General features: G+C 69.6%; 13 protein-coding genes. 11 read left to right on the top strand and 2 right to left on the bottom strand.

Annotation, left to right across the window (positions count from 1 at the left end; translation table 11 throughout):
- Positions 1–83: 83 nt before the first annotated feature.
- Both NZH93_RS24165 and NZH93_RS24170 read right to left on the bottom strand, forming a co-directional pair.
- Positions 84–803: a DUF305 domain-containing protein gene (locus NZH93_RS24165; RefSeq protein WP_259625467.1), complete on the bottom strand. Its 720-nt coding sequence runs from the start codon at positions 801–803 to the stop codon at positions 84–86.
- An 8-nt stretch (positions 804–811) separates the two neighbouring features.
- Positions 812–1,651 carry a DUF3105 domain-containing protein gene (locus NZH93_RS24170; RefSeq protein WP_259625468.1) on the bottom strand — a complete coding sequence of 280 codons (840 nt, stop codon included), beginning with the start codon at positions 1,649–1,651 and terminating at the stop codon, positions 812–814.
- A 210-nt stretch (positions 1,652–1,861) separates the two neighbouring features.
- On the opposite strand from NZH93_RS24170, the gene argS reads away from it, so the two are divergent.
- The 11 genes from argS to prmC all read left to right on the top strand — a co-directional run bounded on the left by argS (position 1,862) and on the right by prmC (position 16,601).
- A complete protein-coding gene (argS, locus tag NZH93_RS24175) occupies positions 1,862–3,511 on the top strand; it encodes an arginine--tRNA ligase (protein WP_259625469.1) in 1,650 nt (549 codons plus the stop codon).
- Entirely contained in the window at positions 3,511–4,950 is a 1,440-nt protein-coding gene (gene lysA, locus NZH93_RS24180; RefSeq protein ID WP_259625470.1) for a diaminopimelate decarboxylase, read from the top strand. The genes argS and lysA overlap by 1 nt, the downstream gene beginning before the upstream one ends.
- Positions 4,937–6,265 (top strand): homoserine dehydrogenase, encoded by a 1,329-nt coding sequence (locus NZH93_RS24185; protein ID WP_259625471.1) that lies wholly within the window; start codon positions 4,937–4,939, stop codon positions 6,263–6,265. Before lysA ends, NZH93_RS24185 begins: the two co-directional genes overlap by 14 nt.
- Positions 6,262–7,338 carry a threonine synthase gene (gene thrC, locus NZH93_RS24190; protein WP_259625472.1) on the top strand — a complete coding sequence of 359 codons (1,077 nt, stop codon included), beginning with the start codon at positions 6,262–6,264 and terminating at the stop codon, positions 7,336–7,338. The genes NZH93_RS24185 and thrC overlap by 4 nt, the downstream gene beginning before the upstream one ends.
- On the top strand, positions 7,335–8,213 hold the full coding sequence (gene thrB / locus NZH93_RS24195; RefSeq protein WP_259625473.1) for a homoserine kinase: 879 nt from the start codon (positions 7,335–7,337) through the stop codon (positions 8,211–8,213). The genes thrC and thrB overlap by 4 nt, the downstream gene beginning before the upstream one ends.
- A gap of 342 nt (positions 8,214–8,555) precedes the next feature.
- Positions 8,556–10,661, top strand: coding sequence for a transcription termination factor Rho (gene rho, locus NZH93_RS24200; RefSeq protein ID WP_259625474.1), 2,106 nt, complete (start codon positions 8,556–8,558; stop codon positions 10,659–10,661).
- Between the two features lie 1,023 nt (positions 10,662–11,684).
- Positions 11,685–11,897, top strand: a complete 213-nt coding sequence (gene rpmE / locus NZH93_RS24205) for a 50S ribosomal protein L31 (protein WP_106195088.1) — start codon at positions 11,685–11,687, stop codon at positions 11,895–11,897.
- Positions 11,898–11,996: 99 nt separating this feature from the next.
- On the top strand, positions 11,997–13,061 hold the full coding sequence (gene prfA / locus NZH93_RS24210; RefSeq protein WP_259625475.1) for a peptide chain release factor 1: 1,065 nt from the start codon (positions 11,997–11,999) through the stop codon (positions 13,059–13,061).
- Between the two features lie 18 nt (positions 13,062–13,079).
- Positions 13,080–14,285: an acyl-CoA thioesterase/bile acid-CoA:amino acid N-acyltransferase family protein gene (locus tag NZH93_RS24215; RefSeq protein ID WP_259625476.1), complete on the top strand. Its 1,206-nt coding sequence runs from the start codon at positions 13,080–13,082 to the stop codon at positions 14,283–14,285.
- 9 nt (positions 14,286–14,294) lie between these two features.
- Positions 14,295–15,680, top strand: a complete 1,386-nt coding sequence (gene lpdA, locus NZH93_RS24220) for a dihydrolipoyl dehydrogenase (RefSeq protein WP_259625477.1) — start codon at positions 14,295–14,297, stop codon at positions 15,678–15,680.
- A 57-nt stretch (positions 15,681–15,737) separates the two neighbouring features.
- Positions 15,738–16,601: a peptide chain release factor N(5)-glutamine methyltransferase gene (prmC, locus tag NZH93_RS24225; protein ID WP_259625478.1), complete on the top strand. Its 864-nt coding sequence runs from the start codon at positions 15,738–15,740 to the stop codon at positions 16,599–16,601.
- Positions 16,602–16,711: the final 110 nt, after the last annotated feature.

Below are 16,711 nucleotides of genomic sequence, written 5' to 3' on the forward strand. Positions count from 1 at the left end.
GACCACGGTTGCGTGCTGCTGGGCGCGGTGGGTGCGTCTTGGTTTTTAGGGCAAAGTGAAGAAATGATGGGTGGTGCTGTGCGTTAGTTTTGTGGTAGTGGTTGGGCGTTGCGTTGGGTTAGTAGTTGGGTCATGTAGTCTACTTCGCTGGTTTGTGACTTCAGCATGTTGTCCGCTAGTACGCGTACTACGCTTTGGCCTGCGTGTTCTGCCGCGTACTTGGCCATGGGGGCGCCGCCTACGTGGTGGCGGAGCATTAGCTGTAGGAAGTAGGTGTCGAACTCGGTTCCTGTTAGGGACCTTAGTTTTGTTAGTTCTTCTGAACTTGCCATGCCTGGCATGGTGGTGGTGCCTGATTCTCCCGTTGTTTGGTGGGAGTGTTCTGGTGCGTTTTCCATCCAGGCCATGTGGGTGCCGTCTGCTGACTGTTCGGGGAATCCCCAGAGGAACAGCCAGCCCTTCATGCGGCCGATTTGTTCCAGTTGTGTGCTGGAGATGTCGAAGGCCAGTTGTTTGATTTCCGTGCTGCTCGTCTTGTCGCGGGCTATGTTCGCCATTTGTACGCCCTGTAGGTGGTGGGCGGACATGTCCGTGGCGAAGCCTACGTCGACCGAATCTCGCAGCGGTACCTCGTTGTTCGAGGAGTTCGGCAGTTTGATCAGCAGGCCGATGGCGGCACCGAGCAGGAGCACGGCGAGCACGGCAGCGGTGATGACCACTGTCCTCGCCAGGGTTGGACCGCTGGTCGGACGGTCGTCCTGGACGTGCTCGGTCGCGCCCGCGTCCTGCTCGGTGTCGGCCATCAAGGGGATCAGCTACTCGGTGCGGTGCTGGGGGTGGACGCCGGGGTCGACGGGGCGGGGGCGCCGGTGGCCGCGGGGTCGCTGCCTTCGCCCTCGGCCGCGGTGCCGCCGGTCATGGGGATGGCGTCCGCGCCGGGTGCCTCCGCGACGAACGGCGGGGGGCTGTCGACCGGGAAGCTGGTCGAGTCGCAGGCCGCGCCGACCTCGGGGTAGGTGTTCGGGTTGCGGCGCAGGGACTGGATGAACTGGTCGATGCGCTCGTCGTCGGCGTTGTCCAGCTTGAGCTGGTGGCCCCACGACTGGAGGGAGATGGGCTTGTCGAGGCCGGGGTACGGCGACATCTGGGTGTAGGGCTGGCCGGTGACGCGGTTCTTCAGCTTGTCCAGGGCGTCGCCGGTGACCTTGTCCGGGTTGTACGCGATCCACACGGCGCCGTGCTCGAGGCCGTGGACCATGTTCTCGGTGCGCACGCCGGTCGGGTAGACGGTGCCCATGCAGTCGGCCCACACGTTGTCGTGCGGTCCGCCGAACGGCGGGCTCTGGTCGTAGGCGACCCGCTGGGTGGCCTGGACGTGCTTGCTGGCCTCGTACTCCTTCTTCACGACGCCCGCGATCTTGTCCGACGGGTCCTTGTTCGTGTCGGAAGGGGTCCACGCCGCGAGCGCTTCCGCCTTGGCGTTCTGCTCGTCGATCTTCGAGTACGCGTACCCGAAGACACCGACGGCGAGTCCGACCACCGCGATGACCGCGACGATGGTGCCCCAGGGCTTCGGCTTGCTCGCCACCACGGACGCGCGTGCCGCTTGCACGCTTCCGCGGTTGGCCTTCGTCTTCTTGCCGCTGACCATGTCCGCCTCAGATCTCGTGTCATCCGTGCACGACGCCGGACGACTGCCGCCGGCCAGTGTAGGGACACCGTGTCTGATCACCGTCAACCGTCGGTGGCACAGGGTGTTCGTCAACAGTTGCCGGCCATCGGCGGGGACCCCGTCCATCCCACCCTCCGAGATGCTCAACCCGGTCGAGACCTGCGTGAACAGTTCCCTAGACTTCTGCGGGTGACTCCCGCTGCGCTCGCTGAACTGGTCCGCGCGACGGCCGTGGACGTGCTGTCCGGCCGTGGCCTGGACGCCGCCGCACTGCCGTCCGCGGTGACCGTCGAGCGACCCCGCAACCCCGACCACGGCGACTACGCGACGAACCTGGCCCTCCAGATCGGCAAGAAGCTCGGTGTCGGCTCCCGCGACCTGGCGGGCTGGCTCGCCGAGGCGTTGACCGGCACGGAGGCCATCGCGTCCGTCGAGGTCGCCGGACCCGGCTTCCTGAACCTCCGCCTGGCGGCCGACGCGCAGGGCGAGATCCTGCGCGAGGTGCTGGCGGGCGGTGACGCGTTCGGCACGGGTGACGAGCTCGCCAAGGTGAAGATCAACCTGGAGTTCGTCTCGGCCAACCCGACCGGTCCGATCCACCTCGGTGGCGCGCGCTGGGCGGCGGTCGGCGACGCGCTCGGCCGGGTGCTGTCCGCGCGGGGCGGTGACGTGACCCGCGAGTACTACTTCAACGACGCGGGGGCGCAGATCGACCGGTTCGTGAACTCGCTGATCGCCGCGGCCAAGGGCGAGCCCGCCCCGGAGGACGGGTACGCGGGCGGCTACATCACCGACATCGCCGCCGAGGTGATCAGGCAGGAGCCCAGCGCGCTGTCCGCCGAGGACGGCGCCGAGGTGTTCCGCCGGATCGGCGTCGGCCTGATGTTCGCCGAGATCAAGCAGGCCCTGCACGACTTCGGCACCGACTTCGACGTGTTCTTCCACGAGGACTCGCTGCACCGCTCCGGCGCCGTGCAGGCGGTCGTCGAGGAGCTGAAGGCGTCCGAGGCGCTCTACTTCGAGGACGGCGCCTGGTGGCTGCGGTCCAGCGAGTTCGGCGACGACAAGGACCGGGTGGTCATCAAGAGCGACGGCGACCCCGCCTACATCGCCGGTGACATCGCCTACCTGCGGGACAAGCGGTCGCGCGGCTTCGACCTGTGCCTGTACATGCTCGGCGCGGACCACCACGGCTACATCGGCCGCCTCAAGGCCGCCGCGGCGGCGCTCGGCGACGACCCGGCCGTGGTCGAGGTGCTGATCGGCCAGATGGTGAACCTCGTCAGCGAGGGCAAGCCGGTGCGGATGAGCAAGCGCGCGGGCACCGTGATCACCATGGAGGACCTGGTGGACGCGGTCGGCGTGGACGCCGCCCGGTACGCGATGGTCCGGTCGTCGGTCGACTCCGTGCTGGACATCGACCTCGACCTGCTGCGCCGCAACAGCAACGACAACCCGGTGCACTACGTCCGGTACGCGTACGCGCGGATCGCGTCGGTGCGCCGCAACGCCGCGGACCTCGGCCTGGAGCCGAACGACCGCTTCGAACTGCTCACGCACGACCGCGAGGGCGACCTGATCCGCACGCTCGGGGAGTTCCCGCGCGTCGTGGCCGCCGCGGCCGACCTGCGCGAGCCGCACCGCGTGGCCCGTTACCTTGAGGAGTTGGCGGGCGTGACCCACCGGTTCTACGACACCCCCGACCTGCGGGTGCTGCCCCGCGGCGACGAGGAGATCACCCCGGCGCACCAGGCGCGGCTCCAGCTCGTGCTGGCCGCCCGCCAGGTCTTCACCAACGGCCTCGCGCTGCTGGGCGTCACGGCGCTGGAGCGCATGTGATGCGCGCGCACCCCGCCGGTCCCCGGCACGCCGACGTCATGACCTCCGGCAGCACCGCCGGTTCCCGTCCGTCCACTTCGGACGACATCGCGCACCTGCACCCCGAGGTGTGGCCGCGCAACGCCGAACGCGGTGAGGACGGCGTCGTCCGCTTCGCCGGTGTCGACGTCCGCGACCTCGCGCAGCAGTACGGCACCCCGCTGTTCGTCATGGACGAGGCGGACTTCCGGGCGCGCTGCGCCGAGCACGCCGCGGCGTTCGGCGACCCGACGCTGGTGCACTACGCGTCGAAGGCGTTCCTCAGCGTCGCTGTGGCCCGCTGGGTCGCCGAGGAGGGGCTGAGCATCGACGTGTGCAGCGGTGGCGAGCTGGCCATCGCGCTGCGCGCGGACTTCCCGGCCGAGCGGATCGCGCTGCACGGCAACAACAAGTCCGTCGCCGAGCTGGTCGCCGCCGTCGAGGCGGGGGTGGGCGCGGTCGTGGTCGACTCGTTCTTCGAGATCGCCAGGCTCGACCAGATCGCGCGGGAGCGCGGGGTCGTGCAGCCGGTGATGATCCGGGTGACGGTGGGCGTCGAGGCGCACACGCACGAGTTCATCGCCACCGCGCACGAGGACCAGAAGTTCGGCTTCTCGCTGTCGTCCGGCGACGCCGCCGAGGCCGCGCGCCGCGTGCTCAAGTCGAGCGGCCTGCGGCTGACCGGCCTGCACAGCCACATCGGCTCGCAGATCTTCGACGCCAGCGGCTTCGAGATCGCCGCGCGCCGGGTGATCGGGCTGTTGGCCGACCTGCACGTCGAGCACGGCGCGGAGAAGCTGGAGAGCCTGACCACCGTCGACCTCGGTGGTGGTCTCGGCATCGCGTACACGCCGGACGACGACCCGCCGCCGCCCGCTGAACTGGCCCGCCAGCTCCACAACATCGTGCAGAAGGAGACCGAGCACGCGGGTCTGCCTATGCCGCTGATCGCGGTCGAGCCCGGCCGTGCGATCGTCGGACCCGGCACGGTCACCGTGTACGAGGTCGGCACGATCAAGGACGTCGAGCTGGACGCGGGCCAGAGCCGCCGGTACGTCAGCGTGGACGGCGGGATGAGCGACAACATCCGCACCGCGCTGTACGACGCGGTCTACGACTGCCGCCTGGTGTCGCGCGCGGTCGACCCGGACACCAGGGCCGTGCTGTGCCGGATCGTCGGCAAGCACTGCGAGGCGGGCGACATCGTCGTGCGCGACTGCTGGCTGCCCGAGGACCTCGCGCCGGGCGACCTGCTCGCGGTCGCCGCCACCGGCGCCTACTGCTACTCCATGGCCAGCGGCTACAACCGGCTGCCGCGGCCCGCGCTCGCCGCGGTGACCGACGGCGAGGCGCGACTGCTCCTGCGCCGGGAGACCGAGGAAGACCTGTTCCGCTTGGAGGTTGAAGGTGCCGGAAGGTAAACCGGGCAGTGCCCGACCGGTTCGGGTGGCTCTGCTGGGCTGCGGCACGGTCGGCACCGAGATCGTTCGGCTGCTGACCGACCAGGCCGCGGACCTGACCGCGCGGATCGGCGCACCGGTCGAGCTGACCGGGATCGCCGTGCGCAAGCCCAACAAGCACCGCGAGGTGCCGGAGCACCTGCTCACGACCGACGCGGCGGCGCTGGTGGCGTCCGACGTCGACCTCGTCGTCGAGGTCATCGGCGGCATCGAGCCCGCCCGCACGCTGCTGCTGGACGCCCTGCGCTCCGGCAAGTCGGTCGTGACGGCGAACAAGGCACTGCTGGCCGAGCACTCCGCCGACCTGTTCGAGGCGGCGGACGCCTCGGGCGCCGACCTGTACTTCGAGGCCGCCGTCGCGGGCGCGATCCCGTTGCTGCGCCCGCTGCGCGAGTCGCTGGCCGGTGACCGGATCACCCGCGTGATGGGCATCGTCAACGGCACCACGAACTTCATCCTCTCCGGCATGGACGCGACCGGCGCCGGCTACTCCGAGACCCTCGAGGAGGCGTCGCGGCTCGGCTACGCCGAGGCGGACCCGACCGCGGACGTCGACGGCTTCGACGCCGCGTCCAAGGCCGCGATCCTCGCCTCGCTCGCGTTCCACACCAGGGTCACGGCCTCCGACGTGCACCGCGAGGGCATCTCGGCGGTCAGCGCGTCCGACATCGCCGCGGCCAAGGGCCTCGGCCGCACGGTGAAGCTGCTCGCGATCTGCGAGCGGGTCACCCAGGTCGCCGCGGACGGCACCACGACCGAGTCGGTCGCGGCGCGCGTCCACCCGGCGATGATCCCGCGCAGCCACCCGCTCGCGAGCGTGAGCGGCGCGTTCAACGCGGTGTTCGTCGAGGCCGACGCGGCGGGCGAGATGATGTTCTACGGCCAGGGCGCGGGCGGCGCCCCGACGGCCAGCGCGGTGCTCGGCGACCTCGTCGCGGTGGCCCGCAACCGGGTCGTCGGCGGTCGTGGCCCCCGCGAGTCCGCCTACGCGGGCCTGCCGGTGCGGCCGATCGGCCAGACGCCGACGCGGTACCACATCAGCCTCGACGTGGAGGACCGCGCGGGCGTGCTCGCCCAGGTGGCGGCCGTGTTCGCCGAGCACGACGTGAGCATCGCCGCCGTGCGGCAGGAAGGCCGGGTCGACGACGCCAGCCTGGTGATCGTCACCCACGCCGCGTCCGACGCGGCACTCAGGTCCACCGTGGACAAGATCGGCGGTCTCCCGGTGGTCCGGGACGTGGTCAGCGTGATGCGCGTGGAAGGCGAAGAACAGTGACGATCCAAGCAGGCGTGCGACCCGGCTGGCCGGGCATCATCAACGCCTACCGCGACCGCATCGAGCTGCCGGACGGCGCACGGGTCGTGACCCTGCACGAGGGCGGCACCCCGCTGGTCGAGGCCGAGCACCTCTCGGAGCTGACCGGCAGCCGCGTCCTCGTGAAGGTCGAGGGCGCGAACCCGACCGGCTCGTTCAAGGACCGCGGCATGACCGTGGCCATGACGTACGCGCTGGCCAGCGGCATCAAGGCGGTCATCTGCGCGTCCACCGGCAACACGTCGGCCTCGGCCGCCGCGTACGCCGCGAAGGCCGGGCTGACCGCCGCCGTGCTCGTGCCCAGCGGCAAGATCGCGCTCGGCAAGATGGCCCAGGCCGTCATGCACGGCGCGAAGATCCTCCAGATCGACGGCAACTTCGACGACTGCCTCGAACTGGCGAGCAAGACGGCGGCCGAGTACCCGGTGACGCTGGTCAACTCGGTCAACCCGGTGCGGCTGATCGGCCAGAAGACCGCCGCGTGGGAGATCTGCGACGTCCTCGGGCGCGCGCCGGACTTCCACTGCCTGCCGGTCGGCAACGCGGGCAACATCACCGCGTACTGGCGCGGCTACCAGGACTACGCCAAGGACGGCGTCACGGCGTCGACGCCGAGGATGTACGGCTTCCAGGCCGCCGGGTCCGCGCCGCTCGTGCTGGGTGAGCCGGTCAAGAACCCGGAGACCATCGCCACGGCGATCCGCGTCGGCAGCCCGGCCTCGTGGACCGGCGCCATCACGGCCCGCGACGAGTCGAACGGTCTGATCGCGGCGGTCACGGACGAGCAGATCCTGGACGCCTACCGGCTGCTGGCCTCCCGCGAGGGGATCTTCGTCGAGCCCGCGTCCGCCGCCAGCATCGCGGGCCTGCTCGCCACGGCCGCCGACGGCGGGATCCCCAAGGGCTCCGTCGTGGTCTGCACGGTCACCGGCCACGGCCTGAAGGACCCGGACACCGCGCTGCTCGGCATGGCCGCCGTCGAGCCCGTCCCGGTCGACCCCGGCGCGGTCGCGTCGGCGCTGGAACTGGCGTGACCACGGCCGTCCGGGTCACCGTGCCCGGCTCGACCGCCAACCTCGGCTCCGGGTTCGACGCGCTCGGCATGGCGCTGGACGTCCACGACGAGGTGGACGTCCGGGTCGTGCCCTCCGGCCTCGTCGTGCGGGTGACCGGCGAGGGCTGCGAGAACGTGCCGACCGACGAGGCCCACCTGGTCGTGCGGGCCTTCCGCGCGGCCTGCGGGCTGATCGGCTTCGCACCGTCCGGTGTGGAGTTCGACTGCCGCAACTCGATCCCCCATTCGCGTGGACTCGGCTCGTCGGCCGCCGCGGTCGTGGCGGGCGTGGCCGCCGCGTACGGCCTCGCAGGCCACGAGTTGGACACGGCCGCGTTGCAACTCGCCTCGGAGTTCGAGGGCCACGCGGACAACGCGGCTGCCAGCATGTTCGGCGGCGTGGTGATCGCCTGGTCGGAGGACGCGAAGTACCGGGCGGTCCGGCTCGACCCGCACGACGATCTCCGGCCGGTGGTGCTGGTGCCGTCGGAGGAGTCGTCGACGAAGACCACCAGGGGCCTGCTGCCCGCCGTGGTCCCGCACGCCGACGCGGCGTTCGCGGCGGGCCGGTCCGCACTGGCGGTCCACGCCCTGACCTGCGATCCTTCGCTGCTGCTCGCCGCGATGGACGACCGGCTCCACCAGTCGTACCGGGAACCGGCGTGGCCGTCGACGATCCGCGTGGTCGGGGAACTTCGGGCTGCCGGAGTCGCGGCGGCCGTTTCGGGCGCCGGACCGACGGTGCTGGCGCTCCCGAAGGACGGCGAACTGCCGGTCGGCGTCGACGTCACCGGCTTCGACGTGCGGCGATCGGCCGTGGACCTGGCCGGGGTGCGCGTTCGTCCACTTGGCTGACGACGCCACGCGGGGGTACCCGGTTGTTGCACCCGCACCGGCCTGCGTCTACCCTCGGAGGCGATCAGTCACCGCGCGCACGGGCGCCGGTGCCGTGCCCGGACATTCGCTCCGGGTCGCATTCCAGCCAGCCAGGTGACCCTGTGCCGCAAGGGCGGGGTCGAGGCTGAAAGGCACCCGATCGCCGTGTGACCGAGAAGTCCCGTGCCGACGGACGTCGTCGCAAGTGCGCAATCGCCGCGTCGAATCCGTCTTCATCGGACGAACTGCTGTTCCGCATTCCGTCGGACGGCAGGTCCGCTGGGCCGCGTAGGAGGCGGGGTCCGGTCAGGAAGGACTTGTGTGAGCAACACCGATTTGTTGAGCAGCGACGCTGCTCCCGAAGCCGCTGCCAGTTCTGGAGCCGAGGAGAACGCCCTGTCCACCCCTTCCAACGGCAGCGCCCCGCGCAAGCGGGCTGGTCTGTCCGGCATGGTGCTCGCGGAGCTTCGTGAGCTCGCGGGCCAACTCGGCATCAACGGCACCGCGGGTCTGCGCAAGGGCGACCTCATCGCGGCGATCAAGGAGAAGCAGGGCGGTACCTCCGGTCGGGGCAGCGCCTCGACCCCGCCCGCGAAGGCTGAGAAGCCCGCCGCGAAGGTCGCCGAGGTTCCCGCGCCCGCGGCGGCGCCGGTCGTCGAGAAGCCCGTGGTGCAGGCTCCGGCGCCGGTCGAGAAGCCGGTCCAGCAGCAGCTCGAGGTCACCGAGGCGCCCGCCACCACCGGTGAGGAGGAGGGCGGCCGTCGCAACAACCGGCGTCGCCGGTCCTCCGGCCGGGCAGCGGGCAGCCCGGAGAGCGCCGTGGCGGCTTCCGTCGAGGCGCCCGCCGTCGAGCGTCCGGCGCAGGAGCGGCCGCAGCAGGACCGCGCCCAGCAGGATCGGACGCAGCAGGATCGCACCCAGCAGGACCAGTCGCAGCGCGACCGCAACCAGGGTGAGCAGCGGGAACGTCCGGAGCGCGGTGAGCGCCCGGACCGCGGTGAGCGTCCCGAGCGCGGCAACCGCCAGGACCGCTCCGAGCGCGGCGACCGTTCCGAGCGGGGTGACCGGAACGACCGCGGTGACCGCGGTCAGGGCCGCAACCGCCAGAACGACCGGCAGAACGACAACCGGGGTGACAACCGCGGCGACAACCGGCCGGGCAACGTGGTGGAGGACGACGACGAGGAGGGCGGCCGTCGTGGCCGTCGCTTCCGCGACCGCCGCCGCCGTGGTGGCCGCGTCGAGGGCGGCGCTCCCGGCGCGCCCGACACCGAGGTCCGCGACGACGACGTGCTGCTGCCCGTGGCGGGCATCCTGGACGTGCTGGAGAACTACGCGTTCGTCCGCACGTCCGGGTACTTGGCGGGCCCGAACGACGTGTACGTGTCGTTGTCGCTGGTCCGGAAGTACGGGCTGCGTCGTGGTGACGCGCTGATCGGTGCCGTGCGGCAGCCGCGTGACGGTGAGCAGCAGCGGCAGAAGTTCAACCCGCTGGTGCGGGTGGACAAGATCAACGGCTTGGACCCGGACCAGCTCAAGAACCGGGACGACTTCACCAAGCTCACCCCGCTGTACCCGAACGAGCGACTGCGGTTGGAGACCGAGCCGCACATCCTGACGACGCGCGTCATCGACCTGGTGATGCCGATCGGCAAGGGGCAGCGGGCGCTGATCGTGTCGCCGCCGAAGGCCGGTAAGACGTCGGTGTTGCAGGCCATCGCCAACGCGATCACGACGAACAACCCCGAGTGCCACCTGATGGTCGTCCTGGTGGACGAGCGTCCGGAAGAGGTCACGGACATGCAGCGCTCGGTGAAGGGCGAGGTCATCGCCTCGACCTTCGACCGGCCGCCGTCGGATCACACGACGATCTCGGAGTTGGCGATCGAGCGGGCCAAGCGGTTGGTTGAGATGGGTCACGACGTTGTCGTGCTGTTGGACTCGATCACTCGGTTGGGGCGTGCTTACAACCTGGCCGCGCCTGCTTCTGGGCGGATTCTGTCTGGTGGTGTGGACTCGACTGCTCTGTACCCGCCTAAGAGGTTCCTCGGGGCGGCGCGGAACATCGAGGGTGGCGGGTCGTTGACCGTCATCGCTACGGCGTTGGTGGAGACCGGGTCCGCTGGTGACAGTGTGATCTTCGAGGAGTTCAAGGGTACGGGTAACGCCGAGCTGAAGCTGGATCGGAAGATCGCTGACAAGAGGATCTTCCCGGCTGTGGATGTGGACCCGTCCGGTACTCGTAAGGAAGATTTGTTGCTGTCGCCGGATGAGTTGGCGGTCATGCACAAGTTGCGTCGGGTGCTGCACGCTTTGGACAGTCAGCAGGCCATCGAGCTGCTGATGGACCGGTTGCGGAAGAGTCGGACGAATATTGAGTTCTTGATGCAGGTTGCCAAGACCACGCCTGGGAATGAAGGCGTTTGATTTGGTGAGCGCCGGGTGACGGCGTTTGGAGGCCAGGGTCGTTCCCGTTGGGGGCGGCCCTGGTTTTTTGTTTGGGGTGGGTCGGTCGAACCCCGAATCTTGTTAGGGTCTCGTGGCTCGTTTGGCTTGTCAAGGCGGGAAAGATGCCTTGACAAGCCAAACGAGCCACGATGTGGTCAAGAGTCGGGGTTCGGCCTGGGTGGGGTTTGAAAGGGGGGAAGTTGCGGTTGGGTGGGGGGTCCGGTTGGGGCCGGGGGCCCGGAGGTGGGTGCGGTTGGGTAGGGGGGCTGGTTGGGGCCGGGGGCCCGGAAGGTGCGGCTGGTCAGGGGGCTGGTCAAGGGGGGCTGGTCAGGGTGGTCAGCAGCTTTGGTGGGTGCTTGATGCTGCTTGGGTGGCTGTGTGGCGGCGTTCTTGTGCGTACCAGTGGAGTAGTAGGGCGATTGTTGGTATGCCCAGGCCGATTGTCAGTGGTGGGGGTAGGTGGGTGCCGTCTGTTGCGATTCCTACCGCTAGTACTGATGTTGGGTAGGGCCATTTCAGCCACCGTCGTTGTTGATTGCTTCGCCAGTTGACCGAGGTGCTTGCCGCTGCGGTTACGGCTGTTGCTGCTCCGAAGACTGGTGCTGAGAGGGTGGAGAAGTCGTTGTTGGTGTAGCCGAGTAGTAGGGCTGCTGTTGCTGTTAGGCCTGTTACTGCCGTGCTGAACAGGTAGGGGATTGCTAGCCACGTCGTGAGGTTCAGTGGGCGTCCGGCGGCGCAGAGCACGGGTGTGATTGTGCGGGTGCGCTGTCCTGCTTGTTGGGTCGTGTAGTTCAGCGGTGGGGGCTTGCGGTGAACGGGTGTTGGGCGTCGGCGAGCGGGCGGTGGCTGGTGGGCTGGGTCACTTGGGGGGTGGGGGAACAAACTGGGGGGTGGTGGCGTTTTCGTCTTCGTCTGGCTGTCTGGCAGACTCTCTAGTCGAGTCCGGCTCCGGTTCACCCCAAGCCTGGGGACCCGGCGGCCACACGTGAAAGGGACAAGACGTTGAAGACTGGTATCCACCCGCAGTACATCTCCACCGATGTGACCTGTAGCTGTGGGAACGCGTTCACCACGCACAGCACGAAGACCTCCGGGTCCATCCACGTCGAGGTCTGCTCGAACTGCCACCCGTTCTACACCGGCAAGCAGAAGATCCTCGACACCGGTGGTCGGGTCGCGCGCTTCGAGGCTCGTTACGGCAAGCGCGCCAAGTAGCTTCGTCCACGGCGTCCTTCCCGAGCCCAACGGCTCGGGTCGGGCGCCGTTTTCGTGTGTTCGTCAGTCGGTAGCAGTGCACGAAGCACGGGAGTCGTCGTGAACCAGCCCCAGCCGCTTGAGGACCTGCTCGCCGAGCACGCCGACCTGGAGCGGCAGTTGGCCGATCCGGCCGTGCACGCGGACCAGGCTGGTGCGCGCAGGCTCGGGAAGCGGTATGCGGAGCTGGGGCCGATCGTGCGGGCCGTTCGGGATCTGGAGCAGGCTCGGGAGGATCTCGAGGCGGCGTCCGAGCTGGCCGAGGACGAGTCGTTCGCGGCTGAGGCCGAGGAGTTGAAGGTTCGGATCCCGCAGTTGGAGGCGCGGCTCACCGAGTTGCTGCTGCCGCGTGATCCGCACGACTCGTCGGACGTGGTCATGGAGATCAAGTCCGGTGAGGGGGGCGAGGAGTCCGCGCTGTTCGCGGGTGACCTGCTCCGGATGTACCTGCGGTACGCCGAGCGCCACGGCTGGAAGGCCGAGGTGCTGGACGGGACGGACTCGGACCTGGGTGGGTTCAAGGACGTCACGGTGGCGATCAAGAGCAAGGTCGACACGCCTGACGGGGTCTGGGCGCGGTTGAAGTTCGAAGGCGGTGTGCACCGCGTGCAGCGCGTGCCCGTGACGGAGTCGCAGGGGCGCATCCACACGTCCGCCGCCGGTGTCCTGGTGTTCCCGGAGACCGAGGACGTCGAGGTCGAGATCGACGAGAAGGACCTGCGCGTCGACGTGTTCCGCTCGTCCGGCAAGGGCGGGCAGTCGGTCAACACGACGGACTCCGCGGTCCGCATCACGCACCTGCCGACCGGCATCGTCGTGTCGTGCCAGAACGAGCGCAGCCAGTTGCAGAACAAGGCGCGCGCGATGGTCGTCCTCCAGTCCCGCCTGGTGGCGCTGGCGGAGGAGCAGGCGCAGCAGGACGCGTCGAACGCGCGCAAGACCCAGATCCGCACGGTCGACAGGTCCGAACGGGTGAGGACGTACAACTTCCCGGAAAGCCGCATCTCCGACCACCGGGTTGGGTACAAAGCACATAACCTGGACCAGGTGCTCGACGGTGATCTCGACGCGGTGCTCGACGCGCTCGCGGCGGCCGACCGGGCGGAGCGACTCGCTGGTACATGACTGTCGAGGAGGCGCGCTGTGGCCGAGATCCTGGTCAATCCGCAAGAAGCGCCCCTGGACAGCCCGGTCGACGTGCTCGTGGTCGGCCTCCCACCTGATTCCCGCGCGACCATCACCCTGACCACGGGCGACCGCTCCGCGACGGCGGTGTTCGCCGCCGACGAGCGCGGTGTGGTCGACCTGACCCGGCACGCCCCGCTGGAGGGCGACTACTCCGGTGTCGACCCGATGGGGTTGTTCTGGTCGCTCCGCCGCGTCGACGGCAAGCCCGGTCCGACGCTGCTGGAGGTCGACGGCGTCGGCAAGGTCGAACTGCACCGCCTGGCCGTCCCGGAGGGCGTTCGCCGGACGGTCGTGGCCGAGGACGGGCTGGCGGGCGTGCTGTTCGAGCCGGACGACGAGGACACCTACCCCGGTGTGCTGGTGCTCGGCGGGTCCGAGGGCGGGCTGCACGAAGTCGACGCGGCGCTGCTCGCCGGGCACGGGTTCACCACGCTGGCGCTGTCCTACTTCGGGGCGCCCGGCGTGCCGAAGCACCTGGTCGACATCCCGCTGGAGTACTTCGGCAAGGCCATCGCGTTCCTGTCGGCCCGCGCGTGGGAGGTCGGTGTCCTCGGCGGCTCCCGCGGTGGCGAGGCCGCCCTGCTGCTGGGCGCCACGTTCCCCGAGGTGCGGGCCGTCGTCAGCGTGGTCGGCAGCGGTGTCGTGACGCAGGGCATCGGGCCCGGCCGCAACCTGCTCCAGGTCCTCCAGCACGAAGCGGCGTCGTGGACGCTGAAGGGCGAGCCCCTCCCGTACCTGCCGTACTCGGTTCCGGACCGGCTGCGCGCCGACGTGGTGGACGACGTGCCGACGTCGCTCGCGCAGGCGTTCGACCTGACCGACGGCGTCCCCGAGGACGTGGTCATCCCGGTCGAGCGCACCCTCGGCGGGGTGCTGCTGCTGTCGGCGGGCGACGACCGGAGTTGGCCGTCGGCCGCGCTGAGCGAGATCGCGAAGCGGCGGCTGGACGAGCACGACCACCCGTTCCCGTACGAGCACGTGGTGTACCCGGACGCGGGGCACCTGATCGCCGGACCGCCCCACCGGCCGTCGACGGACGTGCGGGTACCGGGCCCGGAGGTGACGTTCGAGATGGGTGGTACGCCGTCCGCGACGGCCGCCGCCCGAGCGGACGCGTGGCGTCGGTCGCTCCGGTTCTTCTCGGAGCAGTTGGGCACCTAGTGTGGAGGTATGAGCGCACACTTTGACGTCGTGGTCCTCGGTGCGGGCCCCGGCGGGTACGTCGCCGCGATCCGGTCGGCCCAGCTCGGGCTGAAGACCGCGATCATCGAGGAGAAGTACTGGGGCGGTGTGTGCCTCAACGTCGGCTGCATCCCCTCGAAGGCGCTGCTGCGCAACGCCGAGCTGGCGCACATCTTCACCCACGAGGCGAAGGCGTTCGGCATCAAGGTCGACGGCACGGTCAGCTTCGACTACGGCGTGGCGTTCCAGCGCAGCCGCAAGGTCGCGGACGGGCGCGTCAAGGGCGTGCACTTCCTGATGAAGAAGAACGGCATCACGGAGTACGAGGGCCGCGGCGAGTTCACCGACGACCACACGATCGTCGTCAACGGCGAGACGGTGACGTTCGACCACGCGATCATCGCGGCGGGCGCGTCGACCCGGATGCTGCCCGGCACGGCCAAGAGCGACCGCGTGGTGACGTACGAGGAGCAGATCCTCAGCGAGGAACTGCCCGAGAGCATCATCATCGCGGGCGCGGGTGCCATCGGCGTCGAGTTCGCCTACGTGATGCACAACTACGGCGTGAAGGTCACCATCGTCGAGTTCCTCGACCGGATGGTGCCCCTGGAGGACGTCGAGGTCTCCACCGAGCTGGCCAAGCGGTACCGCAAGCTCGGTGTCGAGGTCCGCACCGGCACCCGCGTCGAGTCGATCGACGAGTCCGGCCCGAAGGTGCGCGTCACCGTCACCAAGGACGGCAAGGAAGAGGTCCTGGAGGCCGACAAGGTCATGCAGGCCATCGGGTTCCAGCCGCGCGTCGAGGGCTACGGCCTGGAGAAGACCGGTGTGGAGCTGACCGAGCGCGGTGCGATCGCGATCGACGGCCGCTGCCGCACCAACGTTCCGCACATCTTCGCCATCGGCGACGTGACGGCGAAGCTGATGCTCGCGCACGCGGCCGAGTCCATGGGCATCGTCGCCGCCGAGACCATCGGTGACGCCGAGACGATGGAGCTCGACTACGTGATGATCCCGCGCGCCACGTTCTGCCAGCCGCAGATCGCCAGCTTCGGCTACACCGAGGCGCAGGCGCGGGAGAAGGGCTACGACGTCCAGGTGGCGAAGTTCCCCTTCACCGCCAACGGCAAGGCGCACGGCCTGAACGAGCCCGGCGGGTTCGTGAAGCTGATCAGCGACGGCACGCACGGTGAGCTGCTGGGCGCGCACATCATCGGCCCGGAGGCGACGGAGCTGCTGCCCGAGCTGACGTTGGCGCAGCAGTGGGACCTGACCGTCCACGAGGTCGCCCGCAACGTCCACGCGCACCCCACGCTGGGCGAGGCCGTGAAGGAAGCGGTGCACGGCCTGGCCGGGCACATGATCAACTTCTGAGTCCACGGACGTGTGGTGCCGGGCGCTCGGACCCGGCACCACGACTACCATCCGCGCATGAACCGACAGCCCATCCGCCTCGCCCTCGTCGAGGCGGAGCGCATGTTGACTGCGGCGGGCGTGGACAGTCCCCGCGTCGACGCCGAGTACCTCGCCGCCCACGTGCTCGGGGTGGAGCGGTCCCGGCTGCCGCTCATCCCCATGGTCGACCAGCATGTGCTGGAAACCCTGCACAAGCTGGTGCGCAAGCGCGCCGAACGGGTGCCGCTCCAGCACATCCTCGGCTGGTCGTCGATGGGCGCGATCACCGTCGACGTCGGCCCCGGCGTGTTCATCCCGCGGCCCGAGACCGAGTTCCTGCTGGACTGGGCGCTCAAGCGGATCAAGGACGTGGAACGGCCGCTCGTCGTCGACCTGTGCACCGGGTCCGGCGTGCTCGCGCTGGCCGCGGCCAACGCCCGTCCGGACGCGACCGTGCACGCCGTGGAGAAGGACGTCGACGCGCTCGCGTGGGCCCGGCACAACTCCGACGCCCGCGTCCTGGCGGGGGACACCCCGATCCGCCTGCACTCCGGCGACGTGACCGGTCCCGGCGTCCTGGTGGACCTCGAGGGGACCGTCGACCTCGTGCTGTGCAACCCGCCGTACGTGCCGGAGGGCACGCCGGTGCAGCCCGAGGTGGCCGACCACGACCCGCACGCCGCCGTGTTCAGCGGCGCCGACGGGCTGGACGTGATCCGTTCCGTGGTCGCCCTGTCCGCGCGCCTGCTCCGCTCGGGCGGTGTCGTGGCGATCGAGCACGACGACGGCCACGGCGATTCCGTGCCCGCCCTGCTGAGCGCTCGACGCGTGCTCACCGAGGTCGCCGACCACCTCGACCTCGCGGGCCGACCGCGTTTCGCGACCGCCCGAAAGGTCTAGTTCGCGCTGGTGGGAGGTCTGCGCTGAAATGGGCCGGGCAGTCGGTCGCATTCACCCGTTCGACGGTCGTGGGAGTGCGTATTTCCCATTCTTCTGGCAGAATTGCTCGC

The sequence above is a fragment of the Umezawaea endophytica genome, from assembly GCF_025061645.1.
GTDB classification, from domain to species: domain Bacteria; phylum Actinomycetota; class Actinomycetes; order Mycobacteriales; family Pseudonocardiaceae; genus Umezawaea; species Umezawaea endophytica.